Raw genomic sequence first — 23322 nt, 5'->3', positions numbered from 1 at the left:
TTTTCAAGAGTTATATTTAACTTAGTCTAGGCTCATACAGAACAAACAACTAAGCCGTGTTCGGCTCTGCGAAAGTTGAGTTACTGACTATGATTTATTAAATGAGCAATTTCTTTAACTCTCCCCATTGTAATTCCTTCTCTTTGTTCAACTGCAAGTGGATGATTCGTTTGTTCTAATTCTATTAACGGAACAGCACCAACTTCTTGTGTATGTACCATTGTCTTTAACGATAATGTAGTTATTGGATATATTGAAAGTTCAGTCGATAACCAACCAAAATAAGGTTTTTCATTTTCCCTTCCTTCTACGTGCAATAATTCATTAGATTTCAAAAAGTTTTCTTCACTAAGAGAAACCCAAACACTCCATATAAATTTCTCTTTACTATCAATTATTGGTATTTCAATATGTCCTCTAATAAAGAAATGCTGTTCATCAATTACACAAAAATCTCTAATTAATTCTGTTCTTTTCTCTTCTGGTACAGTGTAAAAATAATATGGTGCTTCAAATCCGTAACATAAAGGAACTTCACTTAATTCGTTGTTACAGTGAGGGCATTTCATGTTTTCTGCTCCTTATCATTTCTCGCCGATTTCTTATAACGTAATATTCACGAAGTTAGTGAATTTATAAAATACAATTAAATAACCAAACCGTGATTGAAATTGCTCCTATGGACTATAGTCTTATTATACTATTAAATGGAAGGATATGAAGAGAACTACACTCTTCTGCTGGCCTATATAACGAGATTAGCAACCATAAAATAAAAAGAAAAACCCATGTCTGTGGACACGAGTTTTTTATTATCAGCTTTGAAGATTATGGTAATGTTTTTGTTGCTTTTCGCACTAGCCAATAAATTCTTGAACCCACTCGCTGTTATAGTAAGCTATTCCGATTTGGGTGAAGCTACTATTCAGGATGTTGGCACGATGGCCTGGACTGTTCATCCATTGGTTCATCACTTCCGCCGGGCTCGTCTGGCCTTTGGCGATGTTTTCCCCTGCTGAGCTATATGTGATCCCGAATGCCTTCATCATATCAAACGGGGATCCATAAGTCGGAGACTGATGATCAAAATAATTGTTGTTGTACATATCCTGCGCCTTAGCCATGGCCATTTTCGAGAGACTGCTATTTAAACTAAGGGGTTTCAAGCCTGCGTTCGTTCGTTCTTGATTCACCAGATCCAACACTTGCTGCACAGATTGGGATGGATTGGCGGACTGTTGCGGATTTACGGTCTGATCCGCTGAGCTTTCTGCCGGTGCATTGTTGCGTATGAACCCACCCAGCCAATTCGAAGCGTCATTGGATGCTTGTTTAGGCGTAATCGATGATTTCCCTGCACCCGTTGTGGAAGTGGAAGATGCTTGAGTTAAGGTTGACGTTGAAGCAGCATTACGAGCATGAGTTTCAACCTTCGTTTGTTTAGGAGTCATTTGCTTGTTTGTCGAATGATTGCTCATACAAGCTGTAACGAGTAATAGTGCTGCTATTACGATCAATGGTTTTATAACAACCCCTCCTGAACATTCAAAGTAGTGACGTTATCGAATAAAGTTTTTGTAAAGTTCCTTTGATTTATTCATACCTAATTCAAAAACATTTTGTCGCTTACATTCACAAGTTTAGCCAAGGACAAAAAGATATCCTCATTCGCTTTGCTTATACAGGTATCTCCTTAGTTGACCCACAATTAAATTGATTCACGCGAACATCCCATCAATGGCATGTGCTGTAGCCGATGGAAAGAAAAACAGGATTATTTTCTCTTCTATGGAATAAATACCCTTCCATAGTTGAACACCTTATCATATTTGTCCCTTCCTCATCTTGATAAGTATATACTCTAGACTCGTCTTATGTGAAATTTTGAGCACACTGCTACATTTGTCACACAAACATCACACCTCAGCACTTTCGAACCGGAGAGGAACCATCCAATTGGAAACAAAATCACCATCCATGTTCAACAGATTGAGATACATTCGTCATTTTTAGGATGACAAGAGCGGCTCTTTTTTACAAGCCAAATGTTATGATAAAAAGATTCCTGTGATAATAATCCATCTAATAAAATACTAGGCGAGGAGGTGATAATGATGTGGAAGCCTGACCGTAGCAGCAACGAGCCTCTATATCAACAAATTGCCGATGACATCGAACGGAGAATTTCATACGGTGAGTTTCCGCCAGGCAGTCTGCTGCCTTCCGAACGAAAATTAGCTGATCAATTGGAAGTGAATCGAAGTACGGTTGTCCTTGCCTATGCGGAGCTTCGTGCGCTTGGGATTATCGAGAGCCGTACAGGAAGTGGAACTCGGGTAAGCAAGTATAAATGGGGAGCAACACCGAAACATACCCCTAACTGGCATCGGTATGTGGAAGGCGGGAGTTTCTTGCCTAACCTGACTTTTTTGCGCCGTATCCGGGAAGCTCTTCAAAAAGACAAATCTTTGATTGATTTTGCTAGCGGCGAACTTGGGGCGGACATCTCTCCTGTGAAAGAAATAAATACGCTTATCGACGAAAACCACTATACGGAATATCTTGGATATGACGATCCTCAAGGATTTGTTCCACTCCGAGAAGCGCTCGTCTCGTATTTAAGTCAATATCGGGGCATTCAAGCCACAGAGTCGTCGATCCTCATCACATCCGGCTCCCAGCAATCCTTATATTTAATTACCCAGTGTTTGCTGACCCCCGGAGATGCGGTTGCAATTGAAGATCCGTCGTATTGCTACTCGCTGCCCATGTTTCAATCGGCAGGTCTTCGATTATTCCGTCTTCCCGTCGACCAGCAAGGAGTCCGGCCCGAGGATGTTCGCACTCTTTATAAAAAACATCGTATCAAGATGGTGTTCATAAATCCGAATTATCAGAATCCAACAGGCGCTCTCCTCGATGCTGAACGCCGCATTGAACTGCTTAATGTTGCGAGCGAACTGGGGCTGCCGATTGTAGAGGATGATCCCTTTAGCCTCACTTCCTATGATGGAACGCCGCCGCTGCCGCTCAAATCCATTGATTCTATCGGATCGGTCCTCTATATTGGCTCTTTCTCCAAAATCGCAGCATCCGGGCTGCGTGTTGGGTGGATGGTCGCTCCTCATTCCGTTGTCGAGCGGCTAGCCGATGCCAGACAGCAGATGGATTTCGGACTTAGCGTCGTTCCTCAAAAGGTTGCTGCGCAATTCTTTAAGTCTCCATATATCCAGTCTCATTTGGAACGTTTGCGAATGCATCTGCTCTATAAACGGGATTTGTTGATAGAAGCGCTTCGGAATGAACTGCCGGGCCTGGTCAGCTTCTCGATTCCACAGGGTGGCTTGCACCTGTGGTGTAAGATTATACCCGAGGTGAATGATAGTAAGTTGTTGGAAGAAGCTATCCGAAATGGAGTAATCTTTGTGCCTGGCAGCGTCTATGGTTCGGATTCCGGTTATGTGCGCTTCACTTTTGCAAGGCCTATGGCTGATGAAATTGTTCCGGGTGTTTCCAAATTTGCCGCATCTCTTCGGAGCGTTCTTGCTTAATCCAATTAAAAAGGTGAATGAAAGCTTTGTATAGTATCATACAAGTCTTTTCACTCACCTTTTTATTGTCTGTCTATTTAGTCACAGAAAACTCGAAAACCACGTATTCATCATGCTCACTTTATCGAAGTAGAGCAGCATGCCCACAATGAGAAGAAGTACGCCGCCAATTTTCATAAGCATACCGGAATACTTCAGTATCCCCTTTATTTTCCCAATAAAATAGGCCATGACGATAAAAGGAATCCCAAACCCTAATGAATAGGCAGTCACGTTAACAAAGGTCTGAACCGGGTTCGGGTTGATGATATTCGAGTACATAATCGCTCCGAATATGGGACCTATACAAGGGGTCCAACCAGCAGCGAAAATAATACCAACGAGCACAGAACCTAGTGATTTGTTCATCTTCGCTTTTATAAAGGGGAAACGAAACTCCCTCATCATCATTTGAGGCTGAAATATTCCAATCAGAAATAAACCCATGACAGAAATAAATACGCCTCCAAGCATTCGAATCAGATCGCGATAATTTTCAAATAGATGACCCATAAAACTTGCTGAAAAGCCTAAAATATAGTATACGAGAGAGAAACCAAACAGAAACAAAACAGAATTGAGAAACAATATTTTATGAATCTTGGAAGAGTCCCTCGTCTGCAATTGACTTACTGACATCCCTGTAATATAAGAAAGAAAAGACGGGTATAAAGGCAACGTGCACGGCGAGACAAATGCCAGTACTCCCCCGCCAAACGCGATAGACCATGTTAAAGTATCCATTCCGACAGTTCTCCAGTCATATCATACGTTATTTACGTCCAGGCTTAGGTTGAATCCGTTCCATTACATTCATAATAAAATCGGAACTGTCCAACTCCCCTGAGATCTTCTCCACGATGTGACCTTTGTCGTCAATCAGAAAAGTTGCCGGCAAACCACCAATTTTATACCGTTTCTTCACATCGCTTTGTTGATCAAGCAGTATGGGGAATTGCAAGTGATAACGATCTGCAAATTGGCTTACTTTTTCCTTGGCTTCTCCCATATTGACAGTAAGGATCTCAACACCTGGCAATCTCTGATAGGTTTCGTTCAGAAGCGGCATTTCATTGACGCATGGGTCGCACCAGGATGCCCAGAAGTTCAGAAGAACACCTGTCCCAAGGTAGTCGGATAATTGCACCGTTTTCCCTTGCAAATTAGTTAATGTAAAATTCGGCGCTTTCTTGCCTACCTCAACATCTTCACGATTTCCCGCCAGCGTTTGCATGATCGCATAGCCAACAGCAATCAGGATAAGGATAAGCACAATCGCTCGCGTCCATGAAGAACGTGCAATAATCTCCAATTCTATCAACTCCTCCCCGCCAAATTCCCTCCCTATTGTTGCAATGCTTCAACATCTTTCATAATTTTATCGTAAGGCGTATCCGTCATCCCATCGTACTTGGCAACAACTGTCCCTGATGGGTCGACCAAAAAAAACGAAGTACCGTGAATAACCTGATCGGAGGACGTATCCTTCGCAACAGCAGTCTTAAACGAATTGACAATAAATGTTTTGATCTCGTTAAACTCATAACCGGTTAACGCATGCCAATTTGAGAAATCAGCGTCAAATTTAGTAAGGTAATTTTTTAATGCCTCAGGATCATCCCGCTCTGGATCTACAGAGAAAGAGATCAATACCGCCTCAACACCCGCTGATTTTAATCGCTTTTGCAATTCAGACATGTTGGCTGTCATCGTCGGACACACCGTTATACAATGCGTAAAAACAAAGTCCGCGATCCACACCTTGCCTTTCAAATCAGACAAAGACACCGGATTCCCATCTTGATTGATGGACTCAAAAGGCGCAACCTGGTAATTAAGCTGATTCGGCTTGCCGCTGCCACATGCGGATGCAATGATAATCATCAAACCAATTAAGACGTATATGACTGCCTTTTTCACCGAAGATCCCCCCTGCACCTATTTATTTTTCGAGAGCCATTGCGATAAAGCTTGAATTTCCTCAGCACTTAACATCTTTTTGAAGGCAGGCATGCCTCTTGCGCCATCATGTATAATCTCGATCAGTTGCTGCTCCGTCAATTTGGAGCCAATCTCCTGCAAACCCGGGCCTACTTTTCCGCTTAGATCAGCAGCATGGCAGGATAAACATTGTTTTTTATATAATGCCAGTGCGTTTGCGTCTCCCGGAGCAGTCATTCCTTCATTTGTTGCTTGATTGTTAGCTCCTTCACTACACGCAGTTATAACAAGCACAATCATAACAATAAGAAAAAATGTAAGGTTTGCCTTCAACACGACCCACTCCCACTCCTAAAATAACGGATAAATGTCTTCATTCGTCATCCAAGTGAACAGCCTTAGATTGGACGACCGGCAGTATCCAAAATCATGATGAAAAAGATGACCATCAAATAATTCACCGAAATCAAGAAATTCGTTTTGGCCCACTTGTCGTTATCCAATGCAGCAGGACCTATTAACGTATGCCATACCCAAACGATACCTGCCAGCAAAGAGACCGTAAGGAATATTATGCCTGCATAACCATAGGTGTAAATCAACACAACAGTCGGAAGAAGCAAGACTACATAGGGGATCATTTGCAGCTTCGTCCGGCGTACCCCTTTACGAACCGGCAAAAGCGGAAATCCCGCAGCCTGATACTCGTCTACTCGCCGGATGGCAAGCGACCAGAAATGAGCGGGCTGCCACAGAAATAATAACGCGAACAGAAGCAGAGCGCCTGCATCTGCCTCATTGGTAAACGCACAGTAACCAATTACCGGCGGCATTGCGCCAGAGACGCCTCCAATCGATGTACTCCAGGTCGAGGTTCGCTTTAACCACATCGTATACAAGACGATATAGACAAACATGCCGAGCAATCCGAGCCAGCCGCACAGCGCGTTTACTTTCCAAAACAGGACGATTTCTCCCGCTATTCCAAGTGCCAGGGCGTACAACAGCACGCCCCTTATTTTCAATCGGCCTGTCGCCAGCGGCCTATCCTTCGTTCGGCTCATCTTTTGATCCAGCTTCCAGTCCCAGATGTTGTTCATTACGCACGAGGATGCCATCGTTAAAGCGGTGCCTAGAAGCATCCAAAACAAGAAGCTCCAATCCACCATCCATTTGGAAGCCAGCCAATACCCGCCAAACGCGGCAACGAGATTTAGTTGAAGGATTCGGGGCTTTGTCAGTTGAATCCAAGCCAATACACTTGCGGATGACCTGCTCATGTTGCCACCATATTGAATAACATGATCCACATGGAGCCGATTACGATAACCAGCAAAATGATCAAGCCCAGAATCAACGTCACCAAATTATAACGAGGCTTTTTTTCCTCCCGCAGATGCATGAAATAGATCAGTTGAACGACGAACTGCAACACTGCTGCCGTCATCAGAACGATGGTGTTCGTCATCCCCTCGGCCCATCCGTACAAGACGGCAGTAATCGGAATGATCGTCAATACGATAGAGAATAGGAATCCGATCGTATACGATTTCAGGGAACCCTGGGTCTCGGCGTCATGCGGATGTGTCATGTCATGCTGCGTCATCTATCTCACCCCCATCAAATAGACAATCGTAAACACAAAAATCCAAACCACATCAAGGAAATGCCAAAACAGGCTGATCACATTCACTTTGCGCTTCGTTACCGGCGTAATGCCGTGTTTGGCCAGCTGAATAATCAAAGCAATCATCCAGACCAATCCTATGGATACATGGAGCCCATGAGTCCCGACCAATGTAAAGAAAGCGGATAAAAATGCGCTCGTGCTTATGGTGGCTCCCTCATGCACCAGATGGATAAATTCATTGACTTCCAGCACAATGAAGGTCGCACCGAGCAATGCCGTGACACCGAGCCATCCCATTAGGGCTTGGCGATTGCCTTTATGCATGGCCAGCACGGCGAGACCGCTCGTATAGCTGCTGGTTAGCAAAATGAAAGTGCTTGCAATAATGCCGCCCATCTGGAACAGTTCTTCAGGCCCTGGCCCACCGTTTCTGTTGCCTTGCAGAACAATATAGGCAGCAAACAAAGTGCCGAAAATTATCACATCCGTCATCAGGTAGATCCAAAATCCGAATGTGCGCATTTCTTCCATATCCGGATGGTCGTGATGATCCGAACGCGATACGTGTTGATTGGCATGTCCGGAATCGTTTAATTGAGCCATTCGTTTGTTACCCCCTTATCGCAGCTTCTGTGCGTTTAATGTCCTCAACAGGGATATAGTAATCGGTATCATAGTTGAAGGAATGAACAAGCATGCACGCCGCCACCCCAACTAAACCGGATATCGTTAACCAGAGCCAGTCAAATACAAAACCAAATCCAGCCGCAAACCAGAACATCGACATCACAAAAGGAATTCCTGAATTTTTGGGCATGTGAATCGGTTCCAGCTTCGGTGGAGTCAGAGAAAGCGGCTCACGCTCTCTGCGCTGCTTCTCTTCCCACCATTCATCCTGAGAAGATACCTGTGGCAGCGTTGCAAAATTATAGTACGGCGCAGGAGAAGGAATCGACCATTCCAAGGTGCGTCCGTTCCATGGATCGCCCGTTTCATCTTTTTGAAGATGCTTGACGCTATACACGATTTGCCATACTTGAAACAAGAAGGCTATTCCCATCAGAGCTGCCCCGATGGTGGATACCAAGTTCATTTCCCACCATCCCTTATCCCATCCGTACGTGACTAGCCGCCGCGTCATCCCCATTAATCCGAGCACATATTGCGGCATAAAGCATGCGTAAAATCCAATATTCCAGAACCAGAACGCCCATTTCCCTATACGTTCATTCAGCTTGAAGCCGAACAATTTGGGCCACCAATAATACAATCCGGCGAAATAACCGAACACCACACCGCCAATGATCGTATTATGAAAATGCGCGACCAGGAAATAACTATTATGGAATTGAAAATCAGCTGGCGCAACCGACAGCAGCACCCCGGTCATCCCGCCGACGAGAAAGCAAACAATAAAGCCGAGCGTCCACAACATGGGAGTCTCGAAGGTGATTTTTCCCCGGAACATCGTAAACAGCCAATTGAACACTTTAACGCCTGTCGGGATGGCAATCAGCATCGTCGTTAGCGCAAAAAATGCATTGACATCCGCGCCAGAGCCCATCGTAAAGAAATGATGCGCCCATACGAGAAACGATAAAATACTGATAATCATCATGGCATACACCATCGATTTATACCCAAACAACTTTTTCTTCGCAAAAGTGGATACAATCTCCGAGTAAATGCCGAAGGCAGGCAGAACGATGATATACACTTCTGGGTGCCCCCACATCCAGATCAGATTGATATACATCATTGGGTTACCGCCGCCGTCCAAGGTGAAAAAATGCGCGCCCAAATAGCGGTCCAGAAACAGCAGCGCCAATGTTGCCGTCAAGATGGGAAAAGAAAATATAATCGCGATACAGCTCGATAAAACCGACCACGGGAACATCGGCATTTTCATTAGCTTCATGCCGGGAGCACGCATTTTCAGAATCGTCACGATGAAGTTGATACCGGTCATCAGGCTGCCGATCCCCGATATCTGTATCCCCCATATATAGAAATCCTGTCCGACACCCGGATTGAACATTCGTTCCGAATAAGGCGGATAAGCAAGCCACCCCGAATCTGGCGATCCTCCGATGACAAAGGACAAGTTAAACAGCATCGCGCCAAAAAAGAACAGCCAGAAGCTCAGCGCATTCAGAAAAGGGTAGGCGACATCACGCGCACCGATTTGCAGTGGCACAACCACGTTAAACAACCCGAACATAAACGGCATCGCCATAAATAGAATCATAATCACGCCATGCGTGGTAAAAATCTGATTGTAATGATCGGGCGCCAAAAGGTTCAGCTCCGGCATGGCCAGCTGAGCCCGCATTAAGAGCGCATCCACTCCGCCGCGGAACAGCATAAGGAAAGCGGAAAGGATGTACATGATGCCGATTTTTTTATGATCGACGGTCGTTAACCATTCACGCCACAACCAGCCCCACTTTTTAAAATAGGTGAGTCCAAATACAATGCCAATGATGGTTAAAACAATGCTGATATCCGCGCCGTAAATTAACGGATCTCCCGTCACAAAAAATTCCGAAGCAAAGCTTTTTACGTTCTCCCACATGGATCGCTCTCTCCTTACATTTCGATTCGAAACCAGCTACTCTTGGATCTTGATTTTTTGAATGTCCTCCCAGGACAAACCATGATTGTGCGAGGAAGCATACTTGGTAACCGTCATATAGAACAACCCTTCCGGAAACGCGGAGAACGTCTTAACGTCCGACGCGGCAGGCTCAGCCAGCTGTTGGTAGCCTTCCAACGTTAGCGCCGGTGACGATGCTTTGACCTCGCTCACCCATTGGTCAAACTCCTCCTGTGAAGTTGATTTCACATCAAAATACATCTTTGCAAACTCTTTTCCGGTGAAATTCGCTCCTGATCCCCAATATTCTCCACGCTCATCTGCTTGCAAATAAAGAGTCATTGCCATCCCGGACATTGCGTACATCTGACCGCCGAGCTGCGGAATCCAGAAGGAATTCATCGGAGAATCGGCTGTAATCTCAAATCGGATCGGCACACCCTCCGGGAAATTGACAGCATTCACAGTTGCGATTCCTTGCTCGGGATATTGGAATAACCACTTCCAGTCCAGCGAAGTCACTTGGATGGTCAACGGTTTTTTATCCGACTCGAGAGGTTTGGACGGCTCCAGGGCATACGTTCCCTTTATGGTAATCAGGCCTAACACGGTTATAATAATGATTGGAATCCCCCACCAGATGACTTCCAACTTGGTGCTATGCTCCCAATCCGGTGCGTATTTCGCTTTTCTGCCTGTCCTATCCCGGTACCGCCACACAATGATCACGGTAAGAATCAGGACAGGCACGATAACAAGGGAAGTCAAGATCGTTGAAATGATCATTAAATCCCGCTGTTGTTCGGCAATCGGCCCTTTGGGATCAAGCACGATCATGCTTTCTGTGCACCCGGTAGTCATCAAGAGCAGCAGCACCAGCATGGATAAGGATGCGAACCAGCGGAGTGCATTGGGTCTCTTCATCTTTTCATCTCCCATCGAATGGTGTGACTTTCATCACACCTCACTTTATAAGGGAACGATATTGGTGTCACCATCCACTAACAAAATCAAAAAACCGACCATGTTCAACAAAATGAAACAAATATATTCACAGCAAATCCTCCAAAAGTGAATTCGCCTTCCCCCTTCCATAAAAAAGAGCTCTTCATATGTAATGAAGAGCTCAACATTATTGCATTCGATGCTTCCATGAGCGGATGGCTGTATCCGTCAGCACGCAGAACAGCACCGTTGCCAGAACATTATGGAGAAGACTTGTAAATAGATATATATTTTCGTTGTTAATCGTTGCAGTGAGCAGTCCACCGCTGCCAATCTGTCCGATAACTAAAACGAGAGCATAGACGGTACCCGTCCTCAACTCGGATGACTGATCCTTGGATTTGCAGCGACGAACAATCAGATAAAATGCAGCAATAAGAATAAGCAGGACGGCAGCGGCAGCTCGATGTGCGAAGACAATCCCCGAAGCCCCAGACATGTAAGGGATAAGCTGACCATTGCATAGCGGCCAGCCCATACAACCGCCATCCGTACCCGTATGACGGATGTAAGCCCCCAAATAAATAACACCATAACAGTAGAACCATATCCCCCATGCGATGGGATAAATAACTTTCGGGATTTGACTGGAAGACGCATGTTCCGCCTCATTTTTCATCCGACAATTCCATACGACCAGCAACATAGTGCTGGCAACCGCAAGCAGTGATATTCCGAAGTGAAGCGCCATCACGGCCGGTTGCTGCGGCCATTTCACAGCTGCAGCTCCCATCAATGCCTGAACGATCGTAAACAGCAGCGTTCCGCCGGCATACCACAAGGCTTCTTGATGATGCCTAAGGTAGCGCCATGTATATAGAAACGTCACTAGAACAACTATCCCCACGATCCCAGTAACCATACGGTGCGAATACTCGATCAGGGACTCAAGTGTGTAGGCCGGAACAAACTCCCCGTTGCACAAGGGCCAGTCATCTCCGCAACCGCGCCCGGAACCGGTCTTGGTAACCAAGGCTCCTGCAAGCATAACAAGAAACATACCGATGAATGAAGTCCATGCCAACAAGCGGTAACGGAATGTTAACAAAAGAAATGACCTCTTCTCTTTTTCTGTTTTATCCTAACCCATGGAGCAATCCTGACTGTTTGACTTCCGTGTAGAAACGATTGAATTCTTCAAAATTCATCTGCTGTGCGGCGTCGGATAATGCTGTTGAAGGATCCGGATGCACTTCAACCATTACACCGTCTGCCCCCGCGGCCAGGGCCGCCTTGGCGCAAGGGGCCATAATATCCTTGCGACCGGTTGAATGAGTGACGTCGACAAACACCGGGAGATGGCTTTCCTGTTTCAGAATCGGCACGGCAGAAATATCGAGCGTGTTGCGGGTCGCTTTCTCATAAGTTCGAATGCCTCGCTCAATCAGCATAACTTGTGTGTTGCCTCGCGAAACAATATATTCTGCAGCGTGGAGGAATTCGTCAATCGTGCTTGCCAAACCACGTTTTAATAGGACTGGTGTACGCACATCTCCTGCCGCTTTAAGCAACTCAAAGTTTTGCATATTTCTTGCGCCGATTTGGATAATGTCGATATAATTGCAGGCCAATTCGATATGGGAAGGATCCACAATTTCACTTATCGTTTTTAATCCAAACTCGCTTCCGACTTCTTTCAGTATCTTCAGGCCTTCTACCCCCAAACCTTGGAAATCGTAAGGGGATGTCCTTGGCTTGAATGCCCCCCCTCGCATCACTGTAATGCCTGCTTCTTTTAGAGCAGCGGCTGCCTGACGAACCTGCCCATAGCTTTCAACCGAGCAGGGTCCTGCAATTATGATGGGCGTTCCGCCTCCGACCGTAATATTGCCCAAAGTAATGGTCGTATTTTCCTTCTGATTTTTACGGCTTACCAGCAAATGCTTTTTGTGCTCCTCTTGTTGAAGATTCAACGAAGCCTGAAAAATCTGTTTGAACAAATGTCGGATGGTTTTATCATCAAAAGGTCCTGTATTGTTAGCGATTAACACGTCAAGCATGTTCTTTTCCTGAACCGGATCGAACTTTGGAACGCCTTGCTTATTTTTCACATGTCCAATTTCCTGAGAAATGCGTGCCCGTTCCGACAGCAACTCCAGAAGTTGAACATTAATCGTATCCAAGTCCTTACGTAATTGATTTAAATTCCTTTGTGTCATAGCTGTTCTCTCCTCTTTTATGATAAGTTTGCTTATTCGTCCGCTTCAGCTCAACCTTTTTATACATCAACACGGAAGCAAACATAAACAAACATGTGACCAACGTACCTAGCGGCAGCTTCATTACAATATCATCAGGGAAAATAAACGGGAGCAGTGGAAAGGCGTATATCGCCGGGATACGGATACCAACAAGCAGTGATAGAACAAGCATCAAGAGCATATCCAGCAGCGTTACCAAAATCCATGAATCGATAGTAAAATACAATAACGTTCCGACAGCCGCAGATATCGTCAACACAAGCCCTTGCTTAAAAGCCATCTTTCCGCTGTACATTGGCTTTTGAAGTGACTCATACGCAACAACGAGAATAGGCGGAATAACTGCGAGATGCAGGTAGCCGGCACCCCAACATAAACCAATCCAGACGAAAGTCAGCACTAAAAATACGAGCATGTACTTGTAATGTATCTTCACTTTCTTTTCAAGCCCTTTATTCAATCCAAATGCGAGAACCCCAAGCGTCAATAGGAAGGTGAACATGAAAACCAAAATAATAAAGGACCATTCATTTGTATTAATCACCAATGGCAGTAACCCTGTTGCAATTGATGGCGCCAGGTTCGATTGAATGATTCGCAAAAAGAGCATCATCAGCGCCAAGGTGAGAATGACTTTACCTGCATAAGCAATGTGTAATTGATTTATCATGAAGCCGATCACCGCAGTCATAGTAGGAGCGACAAAAATCTTCGATGGTTGCCTGATCCATCCGGCTTCTCGGTACACCCACATCGCAATTGCCATTGCCGCTATTTCTGGCAAAATAATTTCGTTATCTTTTAACATCACCGCAGCCGTAATCATGCCGACAATAAATGTAATGGCAATCATATATGAAATAATCGTTACTTTATTGGAATGAGCAGAATCCATGTTCATTTGCTCCCTTTGTTCGTTTAATTTCCTGTAGCACTCCATTGCACCGAATACGTTTAATTACATTAACAGATTAGGCTAAAAAGTAACCCTCCAATTTAATATTCTTTTAGCAATCCAAAGAGTCAGGGAAAAAGGTCGGCAGCATAAAGAGAAAACAAAAAACACGACCCCAAGGTCGTGTCTGGCTAGGAGTAACCCTTCGGGCTCACTAAAGCGAAGGATCCGCGGCTTTTCGTCACTGCCTCTCTGTCAGTTTTGCATGCCTGCAGTTCGTACGACTTCTTGCTTTTTATCGTTAACGATCAATTGAAATACATCCGGGCGGCTGTAATGACCTGCAACATCAAAATCATAACGGCTTTGTGTGACCTGGGAAAGATCCAGTGTTGCAACTAGAATGCCTTCCTGGTTATAGAGCGGCTCAACGACATATTCGCCAAGCGGTCCTACAATGGCGCTTCCCCCTCTGCTTAGAATATCGGCGTCTTCCTTGATGTCCTCATAGCAAGCCAAATCAGCAGGATAAGAAGCTTTGGTCGCAAACTGATTGCACGAAATGACAAAGCTGCGGCCTTCACAGGCGATATGCCGAATAGTCGCTTGCCACGTATCACGGGCATCTGCCGTAGGAGCAAGGTAAATGTCAATGCCCTGCGCATACATGGCCATACGTGCAAGCGGCATGTAATTTTCCCAACATATCAAACCGCCGATTCTTCCAAAAGGGGTATCGATGACCGTAAGCGTACTGCCGTCCCCTTGTCCCCATAAGAGACGTTCGGAACCAGTCGGAACAAGCTTACGGTGTTTGCCCAAAAGATTACCATCCGGCCCGATGTACACCATGGAATTATATAACGTTCCGGTGCTAAATTGCTGGTCCCGCTCCACAACGCCGATGACCAGATAAACCCCTAACTCCTTCGCCAATTCGCCAAAAGTCTCGGTTTCGGGCCCCGGGATGTCGATGGCGCTTGCCCAATAGCGTTCCCAGTCTCTCCTTCCGTCGGCATTACGGCTTCCAACGCGTGTACCGAAGCTTAGGCCTCGCGGATAACCCGGCACAAACGCCTCTGGAAAAACAATCAAATTGGCCTCTTGTCCAGCTGCCTCTCTCGTCATGTTATCAATCTTGTCCATGGCGGTTTGCTTATCGAACAAGATGGGCGCGGACTGAACGGCGGCTACCTTAATATAACGATTTTTCATTCCACCCTCCCTCGCACTCCTCACTGAATTCCGATTTGACTACTATGATAAAAGAAACCAGATTAAAATAAACCATCCATTCTGATTTTTTCTGTACCATCCGCTTCGCCGGTCGAAGCGGATGGTTCTATTGCGTATCTAATTGGGTGGTTACTTTTCGGGAGAAACGTTTTACATGTAAAAGTCATTATGGGGATGGATCATGTGATTGGGCTTAAAGAAAGCATAGGCAGTATGAAGCGGGTTGCGGAGTTGGCCCGGTCCATGACCAAACCGGTGCTATGTGGAGAGGATGAACTTTTTTTGCTTCACTGTGCTGCGGAGCTAAATATTTGGCCAATTGCTGCCGCTTATTCAATTCCTTTTTTCTGAGCCGAATCCCGATCCACTGAAATGGCTTCTCGCTCAACGTGGGTATACCCGTTCGGACCGACTCCGCCTGCCTATGACAGCGATCAGCAGCGAAGCGGCCAAGAAGGGGACTCACCTGATAAGTACCCGCAAAGAAAGGCGTCTTCTCTGGCGTCAAGATCACCGTCAGCGGCCAACCGCCCTGCCCCGTCATCGCTTGGCAAACGCTCATCTAGAGATGATCAATGTCCGGCCGCTCCTCGCGGTCGACCTTAATCGATATGTAATGTTCGTTGAGAACCTGTGCAACTTCTTCATCTTCGAAGGATTCTTTTTCCATGACGTGACACCAATGGCAGGTACGTGTGGGTCAATAACGTCAGCTAGAAGACCACATTCCTTTCGCTTCTTATCGGAGTCAGAACGCAGGAAAGGGCAATCAACAAGAAGCGCTGTAGCCTTCTTAAGCTGGGAGATATATAGGCCTCTTATCAATGGATTCATGATGAAAGATTAATTACCGCTGAATAATACAGGTACTTGGTCAATTTTTCTGTGGAGCATTCGTCAACCACTCAGCCAATTCTTCTGTCTGCATCAACACCGACAACGGATCAATGAAATAGGAGCGAGTGTTCGACCAGGCATATAGTCTGTCATTTTTGACTGCTTCCAGTTGTCCCCAGATTGGATCCTTGCGAAGTTCCTCCAGTGATCTCTCGGTAGTCAGGATAATATAGTCTCCGGCATATTGATCCAATAATTCTATTGAAATATTCTTATATTTCTCTTTCGACAAAGCTTCATCATAGGATGGAGGTGATATCCGTCCTAGATTCCCGTAAATAACTTGTCCGCCACGGCCAAACTCACTGCCATATATACTTAATGTCTTGTCTGTTTCTTGCATAATACTAAAGGTTGCATCTGAGGGTATCACTGCTTGGACCTTCGCATTGGCAGCAGCGATTCGCGCAGTATAATCGGATATCCATGTGATGGCCTCCTCCTCCCGCCCCAGCAGGTCTCCAAAGAACTTCACTTCCTCTTCAATGGATGAAAAGTTCCCATAGGGAATGGCAATCGTTGGGGCAATTTTACTGTACTTTTTATATTCTGCCTCATCCGAGGTCATTACGACAATCAGATCGGGATTAAGATCAATCAGCTTTTCAAAGGAAACATCATTGCCGGAAGAACCGACAATCTCAATATTGTCCATTAAACCACTGAAATACGGGTTGTCCATGATACGCGTCGTAGAGCCGATTGCATTAGCCTTCACTGCCAGAAGACTGCTCAAATATTGAATCGCCACGATGCGTTCGGGATTTTTCGAAACTTCCACCTCTCCGAATATGGTATTCACGATCTTGGTGGCTGCCACAGGCGTTGTTTTCTGAGTTGATTCAGAAGAATTTGAGCCGGGAGCAGATGTTTCCGATGGAGACTGTAGACTAGAGTTCCCCCCTCCGCAAGCTGTAACCAATAAGGCCATACAGAGTAGAAGTGTTGCCATCATATTTTTTCTAGATGTTCTGTTCATGTGATACTCTCCTCTTTTTTTATAATGATAATAATTATCATTATCAACATAACATTGAGAAGTGGACTCTGACATGGACAATCCACACCTTTTATATGGATTAAACCGAACATCCTCTTCACCAGACAGCTCTTTTTTGAAATGGCTGGGAGAGAGACCGACATTCTTTTTGAATATACGGTTAAAATAAAACACATCCTCATAGCCTACACTCTGGGAAATATCACCAATCGAAGCATCCGTGTATTGCAACATATGACACGCTTTGCCAATACGAAGTCCAATTAGATAATCGATCGGGCTGCGCGTCGTCAATTCCTTGAATCTACGGGCCAGATACTGGGGATTGTAGCCGAACCTCTGTCCTAGAAGCTCCAGCGTCAACGGTTCGTCTAGGTGCTTATGCATATATTGGACTACTTGCTTAACAACTTCTGTAGGAAGGAGATCAACTCCTAACTGCTGCTTTTGCTGAAGCATTTCCAGAATAAATTGATAGAACAGTGTTTTCACCACAAATTTATCCTTCTCCGTCGATTCGCTCCATGCCTCTTCCATTCGCAGCATTATCTGATAGAGCCCTACAGGCTGTGCGGGAGCAAATGCAAATATTTGCTGAAACGGGGGAATTTCTCCCTTGTTCAGAAAATATCTTCGGCGGAGTGAAAATTCGCCACGATAAAGCACCAAATAATATTCCAGATATTCCGTTGCTTCAATATCCAGCCTCATACCCTTGCAGCCATGTAAACAATAAAAATGTTCAGCTGGATGAATAAGCCCATCCATCCGTATCTTCGCTTTGCCCCTGTACAGGAATAGAAAAGCACTTGCAGGCAAATGGTAGCCGTTGCTTGATTCTCCCGCAGCAAGTGTATACAGACGGATGTCGGCCAGCTCAATATGTAATTGATTCCAGACTTTGTACTCTTCTTGATGCTTCATCGTATGATGAATGCTCCTTCCTATAATCCTTTATTTATGCACCTTTCTCAAGAAGCTCCCATCCATCATTAGTGGCAATACTCCTTAGACTAAGTTAACAGGAGATTCCTATCTCCTTCCTAATTCCATTGACAAATTACACCATAGTTTGACCAGCTTAATAGGGTGGACGCCATTTCCAACGTTTTATGATCTGCAGTGTTATTCTCTCTTACGGTAAGAGAAAGGATGAATTGTTCTAATTGCGTCATATGTTTTGATTCATCTGTTGCTTGACTCATGATAAACACACAAAGAAAAAAATGAGCGGCTTGATTGTCTCCATTATAAACACCAGTTGTTTAGTCAACAAGTGATTCTACATTCCGTGTCCAATACTATGGGCAGATGCTGCTTCAACTCTCTGTATTTTTCCTAGATCGAGTTGGTCAGCATTTACGATAATTTCTCTCCCCGAGGGGGAGAGGGTTTTTAAAAGAGTTTACACAAAATATTTGACAGACCCACGTGAACATCTCAGCAATGAGAGGTACGTGAGAATCAATGGTCTAGCCAAAAGATAAGAAGGCAGGCTTATTATCTCGTTTGGTGATATAAAAGCCTTATCCGACCAATTGGGAACCAGTTTACCGGATTATGTGCGTGTTGAATCAAATACAGCGAATTTTCCTTGGCTAATCTATTGTATGTTTTTTTAGTTGTCATGGGGCATCACCTCATTTCGTATTGGATTTGGGTAAAGTATTGTTTATGGTTTTTTCCAAAAATAGCTTAAAAATCCTTTCCTTTATCTCGTAGGCTTCCTCCATCATCCTTTTTACGAATAGCGTAGCCAATGAAACAGGAATAATGTCCGGCTCTCGATAGCTAGGGAATTAGTCAAGTTCCCTTTCGCATCTGCATCTACCAGTAGAACTCTCTTGCCCTCCTTAACCAAGCCAACTGTTAAACTCACTGCAGTTGTTGTCTTGCCGACGCCGCCCTTTTGATTAGCCAAGGCGATTACCTTGGTCATCCACCAAGTCTTCTTTCATGCAAAAAAGCCGACTGCGCTGAAGATTAAAGTTAAGACAATCGGCTTTTTTGAAAAAATCTATATAAAAAGAGAACAACCAGCTAAGGACACTTCCTTGAATGATATCTATTAGGTAACTCCAGATAAACAATCGAAATTTTATTTCTCATATTTGATAATTCTGTAACTACTGTATCGCTTATTCATTTTCGTTTATTTCGTTAAATTCTTTGAGTCCCACTAATATAAGATCAATTCTGCTTAGCTTTCCTAAGGAATGATGTGCTATCTCAATTAATTGGAATAAGAGATATTCCTGAGCCGCTAATTCAACCCCATCATTTAGTTTATGAGCATGTATAATAAACCCACGCCATACAACATTAAGCCTGATGGAAAGAACAAGGGCTGGTCCAATTCCGACTTCCGACCAAGGCCAGAAGGGTATTCTGATACTCGTAAATCACCAATTTATCACTTTATCACTTTATCACTTTATCACTTTCGATTTACAAATATCACATAAAAAAAGAGAACCACAATAATTGTGATTCTACTTTCTTTGGCATTAAATCTCTTTATTTTTACTTATGATGAATTATCATTAATAGCTCTAAATAATATAGTACTTGTTAGGTATTACTTCGATGTTTTGATCAATAATGGTCTTTACTTTCCCTTTGTTTCTGTTATATTCCACATCCACGTGATATTTCGAATAATTAGTTTCTTTAATCTCTTCCTGAAGATATCTCATTAACGAACCGCATAATGCTCGTTCTGAGACACCACTAAGAATCAAATCCACTTCATTATTTAAGAATGTTTTATTTGCATTTTCAAATATAATAGTTGTATTTTTTCATAATTCTCCTTAAAATGCCATTCAGTTAATCGTCAGTGTATGTATGAAGTTGTCTCAGATTGTATAGCGTAGATAATCCAACTACTCAAGCGGCGATATGATTAAGGAGACACCACCACAGTTAGCTTATACTGTGTGGATGCTCTTTTTCTTTTGTGTCTGTCTATATAGCCGAGTAACCTATGCATAAATTAGGTCACAGCCACTCACCCTAATTAGAGCGTCTCAACCAATTTCTGAATCTTTGAGTGGGAAATTAAATATACATTGCCTATAATGTCGATTTTGCTGCCCTTTACACGTACAGCGCCATCTTTGTCTGCCGCCATATAAATATCCATTTTTTCTGATAAAGGAAAACGTTCCTCTATCAGCGCGGTGTTATCATGATCAAAATGAGCTTCAAAAGAAAAGTGATTAAGAGCCATACCTTCATAAACAGTGCATTTATACACATATTCATCGGACATGTTCATCCCACCAGCACTAGTTCCCATTACAACAGCATTACTTTTTTTAATCAAATCCGATAATTCATATTCCGTCAAAAGGTGCTTTTGGTGCCAAGGGTTTCCACCACATAAAAAAACGACAGAGGCGTTTTGAATTAATCGCTGGGCATCTTCCTTCTGCGTACGGTGATCAATTAAATGATATTCATCAAAAAAAATGTTAGCCTGATTAAACCATGTCCTTTCAAAAACACCATCAATAGTAACTTGTTCATCTTTATAATCAGACGATTTAGCGCTAATCATAACAAGCGATTTTCTGTCTGTTATATCCTCATGCAACACATTGACTAACTTCTCAGAAAAGCCCTTATCATAAAACCAATCTAAGTAATAATGAGTTTTCATACGTAATTACCTCCATATGTAATATCTACATTCATCCATTATGCTTATCAAAATCCATAGCGCCAAGCGAGATAAAAATGTCTATAGTAATATAAATTTACAGCACCTACACAACTCAAGCACTAAGCGCAGATATGGAAACTACCCTGCTATTGATAATATCAAAGGAGTCATTTAATGTAAATCTATCTTTTTTAGTCCTAACTGCACACCAACCCCATCTCATCCTAATACCTAAGTGTACGGGTTGAGATTGAAAAGTGCTTTGACACTTGACTGATGGTTTGCAGTTCGGTGACTATCCCGCAGAAAAGAATTTCACCATTTAGAGATACCCCATAATCAGGCCGTATTCGAATATTGTTCTTATACGTCAAACAAAAAAACTCCTGCATAAAGCAAGAGCTTCTATAGAAATTGATTCACGCGAACATCCCATCAATGACATGTAACTTGATTCCAGACTGCATTTTCCTGCTCGCCGTAAAAGCGGTTAGAAAGGATTCGGATTAGATTTCCTTGGAGATCCGTTGTTTCAATAAGTCCAAAAAACATGGTGGTCTGCTTCTTTCCACGCGTGACGAAAAGGATACCTCGCTGACTATATTGATCGAATTTTCCATAATCTACATATCCACGATCAAAGACGTAAGTCACTCCGATTTTGTCGATAAGCTCGTCCATTTGATTGCGTTCAACCGGTTTGGCCTCCGTCAGTATAGCTTTATCCGGATAAACGGTTCCCGGTTCGCAAAAGGCCACACGTAAGTGAAGCTTGACGCCAGCTTTGGTTTTCCGATATTCACTAGATTCAGTGGTCCATGCGAGTCTCCTATAATTAGGGATTGGACAGGGTTACCTGCTCCCCTAATTATGGAGATTTTTCATGGAAATAACGTCTTGATTTTATCATTTATAGCACAATATTGAACCAAGTCGGCGTGAACACTTATGCAACGCTATTGTAAATGTTACAAATTATCTATACTGTTAAGCAGCAGAATTAGTCCGGCAATACACATAATCCAAGAAAGTGCAGATCCAGTGCTTTTGAAGATTTTCACCCGGATCTTCTCCAATGGATTCTGCATCAAACGGCCGAATACGAGATGAAGTCCAATCAGCACTAATGGAGGAAGAACCATAATGAAATTATAAGCGGCCAGTATGGGAACCCATTGAACCGTTGTCAATTGGGCAGTGGTCATAAGCCCAATCGCCGCAAAGTAAGGAAGCGCCGTCGCTACCTCAATTAATGAAGTGGAGAATCCGAGCCCAATCATCGCGCCGATGCTTTTGGATTTGGGACGACGAGGTTCAGACACCTTCTTAGTAGGGACATAAAAGCTGCCTATAAACAGGGCTCCCCCGACAATGGCCATGATCCAGCTTACCACCTGATTCTGAAAGATGCCGGATACGGATTCAAAAACGGCATCTAAACCCAGCATAAGCGAAGCACCAACAACGAAGTAAAATCCTGCCACCGTCATCAAGTAAACGAGTAAACGTGGAACAAGCCGCTCCTTCACTGTGAGAAGGATATACACGGTCACTCCCAGCGTGGCTGGACTAAGCGTGTCTAACAGGGACAACGCCCCAACGGAGAGAAGCATCTCTGTGGTCAAGGTCCCTCCTCCTGTTCAATTGGGTATAGACCCATTTGCTCGGATTGAACCGGCGATTTTCTGATCTCCCACAGCTTCTCAATAAAGGTGTCCTCATCACTGAATTTTTCCAGACGCTCTTCAAACATTTGAGTGCGAAACGCCTGCTTTAACGTCGGGTTTTTAGAAATTTCTTTAATGGAAATCGACTCAAACACCTGCTTTCTATTTTATAAATCTTATTGTAAAAGATGACGCGGCGTCACTTTCAAGCTTTTTTCGTGAACTTATAGATCTTAAGGGTTTAATAGAGGAATAAATCATTCAGTTTCCCGAATGCGACTTTGGGAGTGGTATTCGAAACACCATTGAACAAATTTATCTATGATCCCAAATTCGACTTGAGATAGGGACTAGCTAGCAATCATCCCCTAATAGGGCTAGTGAAAAAGTCGAAGAACCATCATCTTCTAGTTAGATCACGGTTTCTCGACTGATTTCATTTATGTCTTAGATTCAATTAAACCTTCTCACTGCCTCATAGAGAATCCGTCACTCCTCCCTTCTCATCCTGGCGGCCGGATGAAGACAGAACAATGCGATCAGCTTATTTGTTTGGGCGAATTGAAAGCCATCTATGCCTGATGAGGCGATACTAATCCTCTTTTTTAAATAAACTTTTAATCAAATACCCTATTCCCAAGCCGATTAGGACACCTGGGAATACATGATTAAGTATTAATCCTATACCAGCACCTATGATTACACATGCGTAAATAATTATATCTCCTTGTTTCATTTTAACTCCCCCTTGTATGCAGTTAAATAAAATGATCTGATCACCATAACCATAGTCGGCAGCAAAAAACACGTCACTATGACGATGGTTTGATCGTATATTTTTCATCATACAAGATGACGCTACGTCACTTTCAAGTGTTTTTTAAGAAATAATAGTCACCACAAGCTTTACCGAAAAACATCTTTTGAGAGTGATGTCTGAACGACTTAGTCACCTAAGTATGACTTATCCTAATGATTAGACCAAATATGCAAACCA

Annotated in this window: 21 protein-coding genes and 3 pseudogenes; 2 read left to right on the top strand and 22 right to left on the bottom strand. The window is 43.8% G+C overall.

Features of this window, described 5'->3' with window-relative positions:
- Positions 1-80: 80 nt before the first annotated feature.
- The gene (locus A372_RS0129930) at positions 81-569 is read right to left on the bottom strand and encodes a DUF2199 domain-containing protein (protein WP_019424627.1); all 489 of its coding nucleotides are present in this window, start codon (positions 567-569) and stop codon (positions 81-83) included.
- 288 nt (positions 570-857) lie between these two features.
- Entirely contained in the window at positions 858-1517 is a 660-nt protein-coding gene (locus A372_RS0129925; RefSeq protein WP_019424626.1) for a CAP domain-containing protein, read from the bottom strand.
- A 597-nt stretch (positions 1518-2114) separates the two neighbouring features.
- On the opposite strand from A372_RS0129925, the gene pdxR reads away from it, so the two are divergent.
- On the top strand, positions 2115-3551 hold the full coding sequence (gene pdxR / locus A372_RS0129920; RefSeq protein WP_019424625.1) for a MocR-like pyridoxine biosynthesis transcription factor PdxR: 1437 nt from the start codon (positions 2115-2117) through the stop codon (positions 3549-3551).
- A gap of 81 nt (positions 3552-3632) precedes the next feature.
- Here the strand turns inward: pdxR and A372_RS0129915 are convergent, their stop codons facing one another.
- From A372_RS0129915 to A372_RS0129855, 13 genes are all read right to left on the bottom strand, one after another.
- The gene (locus A372_RS0129915) at positions 3633-4334 is read right to left on the bottom strand and encodes a cytochrome c biogenesis CcdA family protein (RefSeq protein WP_019424624.1); all 702 of its coding nucleotides are present in this window, start codon (positions 4332-4334) and stop codon (positions 3633-3635) included.
- Between the two features lie 28 nt (positions 4335-4362).
- Entirely contained in the window at positions 4363-4902 is a 540-nt protein-coding gene (gene resA, locus A372_RS0129910) for a thiol-disulfide oxidoreductase ResA (RefSeq protein WP_019424623.1), read from the bottom strand.
- 32 nt (positions 4903-4934) lie between these two features.
- Complete coding sequence (locus A372_RS0129905; RefSeq protein WP_019424622.1) at positions 4935-5510, bottom strand: SCO family protein; 576 nt, start codon at positions 5508-5510, stop codon at positions 4935-4937.
- A gap of 18 nt (positions 5511-5528) precedes the next feature.
- The gene (locus A372_RS0129900) at positions 5529-5867 is read right to left on the bottom strand and encodes a c-type cytochrome (RefSeq protein WP_019424621.1); all 339 of its coding nucleotides are present in this window, start codon (positions 5865-5867) and stop codon (positions 5529-5531) included.
- A 62-nt stretch (positions 5868-5929) separates the two neighbouring features.
- Complete coding sequence (gene cyoE, locus A372_RS0129895) at positions 5930-6811, bottom strand: heme o synthase (RefSeq protein WP_019424620.1); 882 nt, start codon at positions 6809-6811, stop codon at positions 5930-5932.
- The gene (cyoD, locus tag A372_RS0129890) at positions 6808-7137 is read right to left on the bottom strand and encodes a cytochrome o ubiquinol oxidase subunit IV (RefSeq protein WP_019424619.1); all 330 of its coding nucleotides are present in this window, start codon (positions 7135-7137) and stop codon (positions 6808-6810) included. Before cyoD ends, cyoE begins: the two co-directional genes overlap by 4 nt.
- Positions 7138-7764, bottom strand: a complete 627-nt coding sequence (cyoC, locus tag A372_RS0129885; protein WP_019424618.1) for a cytochrome o ubiquinol oxidase subunit III — start codon at positions 7762-7764, stop codon at positions 7138-7140.
- Between the two features lie 7 nt (positions 7765-7771).
- On the bottom strand, positions 7772-9736 hold the full coding sequence (locus A372_RS0129880) for a cbb3-type cytochrome c oxidase subunit I (RefSeq protein ID WP_019424617.1): 1965 nt from the start codon (positions 9734-9736) through the stop codon (positions 7772-7774).
- Between the two features lie 36 nt (positions 9737-9772).
- On the bottom strand, positions 9773-10681 hold the full coding sequence (gene cyoA, locus A372_RS0129875) for a ubiquinol oxidase subunit II (RefSeq protein ID WP_019424616.1): 909 nt from the start codon (positions 10679-10681) through the stop codon (positions 9773-9775).
- Positions 10682-10889: 208 nt separating this feature from the next.
- A complete protein-coding gene (locus A372_RS0129870; protein WP_019424615.1) occupies positions 10890-11810 on the bottom strand; it encodes a COX15/CtaA family protein in 921 nt (306 codons plus the stop codon).
- A 28-nt stretch (positions 11811-11838) separates the two neighbouring features.
- Complete coding sequence (locus tag A372_RS0129865) at positions 11839-12921, bottom strand: bifunctional 3-deoxy-7-phosphoheptulonate synthase/chorismate mutase (RefSeq protein ID WP_019424614.1); 1083 nt, start codon at positions 12919-12921, stop codon at positions 11839-11841.
- Positions 12890-13858, bottom strand: a complete 969-nt coding sequence (locus tag A372_RS35060; protein WP_019424613.1) for a hypothetical protein — start codon at positions 13856-13858, stop codon at positions 12890-12892. Before A372_RS35060 ends, A372_RS0129865 begins: the two co-directional genes overlap by 32 nt.
- A gap of 255 nt (positions 13859-14113) precedes the next feature.
- Positions 14114-15073, bottom strand: coding sequence for a carbon-nitrogen hydrolase family protein (locus A372_RS0129855; RefSeq protein WP_019424612.1), 960 nt, complete (start codon positions 15071-15073; stop codon positions 14114-14116).
- Positions 15074-15413: 340 nt separating this feature from the next.
- On the opposite strand from A372_RS0129855, the pseudogene A372_RS38935 reads away from it, so the two are divergent.
- Positions 15414-15506 (top strand): annotated as a pseudogene (locus A372_RS38935) (4-hydroxy-tetrahydrodipicolinate synthase); the annotation flags it as partial.
- A gap of 57 nt (positions 15507-15563) precedes the next feature.
- Here A372_RS38935 and A372_RS36840 read toward each other — a convergent pair.
- The 7 genes and pseudogenes from A372_RS36840 to A372_RS38090 form a co-directional block, all read right to left on the bottom strand.
- Positions 15564-15764 (bottom strand): annotated as a pseudogene (locus tag A372_RS36840) (DUF255 domain-containing protein); the annotation flags it as partial.
- A 204-nt stretch (positions 15765-15968) separates the two neighbouring features.
- Positions 15969-17915 (bottom strand): AraC family transcriptional regulator, encoded by a 1947-nt coding sequence (locus A372_RS0129840; RefSeq protein WP_019424609.1) that lies wholly within the window; start codon positions 17913-17915, stop codon positions 15969-15971.
- Between the two features lie 576 nt (positions 17916-18491).
- On the bottom strand, positions 18492-18620 hold the full coding sequence (locus A372_RS36835; RefSeq protein ID WP_237728669.1) for a DUF255 domain-containing protein: 129 nt from the start codon (positions 18618-18620) through the stop codon (positions 18492-18494).
- Between the two features lie 142 nt (positions 18621-18762).
- Positions 18763-18930: pseudogene (locus tag A372_RS0129835) on the bottom strand (ParA family protein); the annotation flags it as partial.
- A 1080-nt stretch (positions 18931-20010) separates the two neighbouring features.
- On the bottom strand, positions 20011-20655 hold the full coding sequence (locus A372_RS0129825) for a Type 1 glutamine amidotransferase-like domain-containing protein (RefSeq protein ID WP_019424607.1): 645 nt from the start codon (positions 20653-20655) through the stop codon (positions 20011-20013).
- Positions 20656-21626: 971 nt separating this feature from the next.
- Entirely contained in the window at positions 21627-22283 is a 657-nt protein-coding gene (locus A372_RS0129815; protein ID WP_019424605.1) for a GAP family protein, read from the bottom strand.
- Between the two features lie 634 nt (positions 22284-22917).
- Positions 22918-23061: a hypothetical protein gene (locus A372_RS38090; protein ID WP_019424603.1), complete on the bottom strand. Its 144-nt coding sequence runs from the start codon at positions 23059-23061 to the stop codon at positions 22918-22920.
- Positions 23062-23322: the final 261 nt, after the last annotated feature.

Origin of the sequence: Paenibacillus sp. OSY-SE (assembly GCF_000283315.1) — a bacterium.
Classification (GTDB): domain Bacteria; phylum Bacillota; class Bacilli; order Paenibacillales; family Paenibacillaceae; genus Paenibacillus_B; species Paenibacillus_B profundus.
The sequence above is the reverse complement of the archived record's forward strand: the minus strand, read 5'-3'. Positions and strand labels throughout refer to the sequence as shown.

Bases quoted from the DNA above. Each gene is read 5' to 3' on its own strand.
- A372_RS36835 (WP_237728669.1), bottom strand. From the start codon at position 18,620: ATGACAACTAAAAAAACATACAATAGATTAGCCAAGGAAAATTCGCTG.
- A372_RS0129915 (WP_019424624.1), bottom strand. From the start codon at position 4,334: ATGGATACTTTAACATGGTCTATCGCGTTTGGCGGGGGAGTACTGGCA.
- cyoC (WP_019424618.1), bottom strand. From the start codon at position 7,764: ATGGCTCAATTAAACGATTCCGGACATGCCAATCAACACGTATCGCGT.
- cyoD (WP_019424619.1), bottom strand. From the start codon at position 7,137: ATGACGCAGCATGACATGACACATCCGCATGACGCCGAGACCCAGGGT.
- A372_RS0129855 (WP_019424612.1), bottom strand. From the start codon at position 15,073: ATGAAAAATCGTTATATTAAGGTAGCCGCCGTTCAGTCCGCGCCCATC.
- A372_RS0129880 (WP_019424617.1), bottom strand. From the start codon at position 9,736: ATGTGGGAGAACGTAAAAAGCTTTGCTTCGGAATTTTTTGTGACGGGA.
- A372_RS0129840 (WP_019424609.1), bottom strand. From the start codon at position 17,915: ATGAAGCATCAAGAAGAGTACAAAGTCTGGAATCAATTACATATTGAG.
- A372_RS0129865 (WP_019424614.1), bottom strand. From the start codon at position 12,921: ATGACACAAAGGAATTTAAATCAATTACGTAAGGACTTGGATACGATT.
- cyoE (WP_019424620.1), bottom strand. From the start codon at position 6,811: ATGAGCAGGTCATCCGCAAGTGTATTGGCTTGGATTCAACTGACAAAG.
- A372_RS35060 (WP_019424613.1), bottom strand. From the start codon at position 13,858: ATGGATTCTGCTCATTCCAATAAAGTAACGATTATTTCATATATGATT.
- A372_RS38090 (WP_019424603.1), bottom strand. From the start codon at position 23,061: ATGAAACAAGGAGATATAATTATTTACGCATGTGTAATCATAGGTGCT.
- pdxR (WP_019424625.1), top strand. From the start codon at position 2,115: ATGTGGAAGCCTGACCGTAGCAGCAACGAGCCTCTATATCAACAAATT.
- cyoA (WP_019424616.1), bottom strand. From the start codon at position 10,681: ATGAAGAGACCCAATGCACTCCGCTGGTTCGCATCCTTATCCATGCTG.
- A372_RS0129825 (WP_019424607.1), bottom strand. From the start codon at position 20,655: ATGAAAACTCATTATTACTTAGATTGGTTTTATGATAAGGGCTTTTCT.
- A372_RS0129930 (WP_019424627.1), bottom strand. From the start codon at position 569: ATGAAATGCCCTCACTGTAACAACGAATTAAGTGAAGTTCCTTTATGT.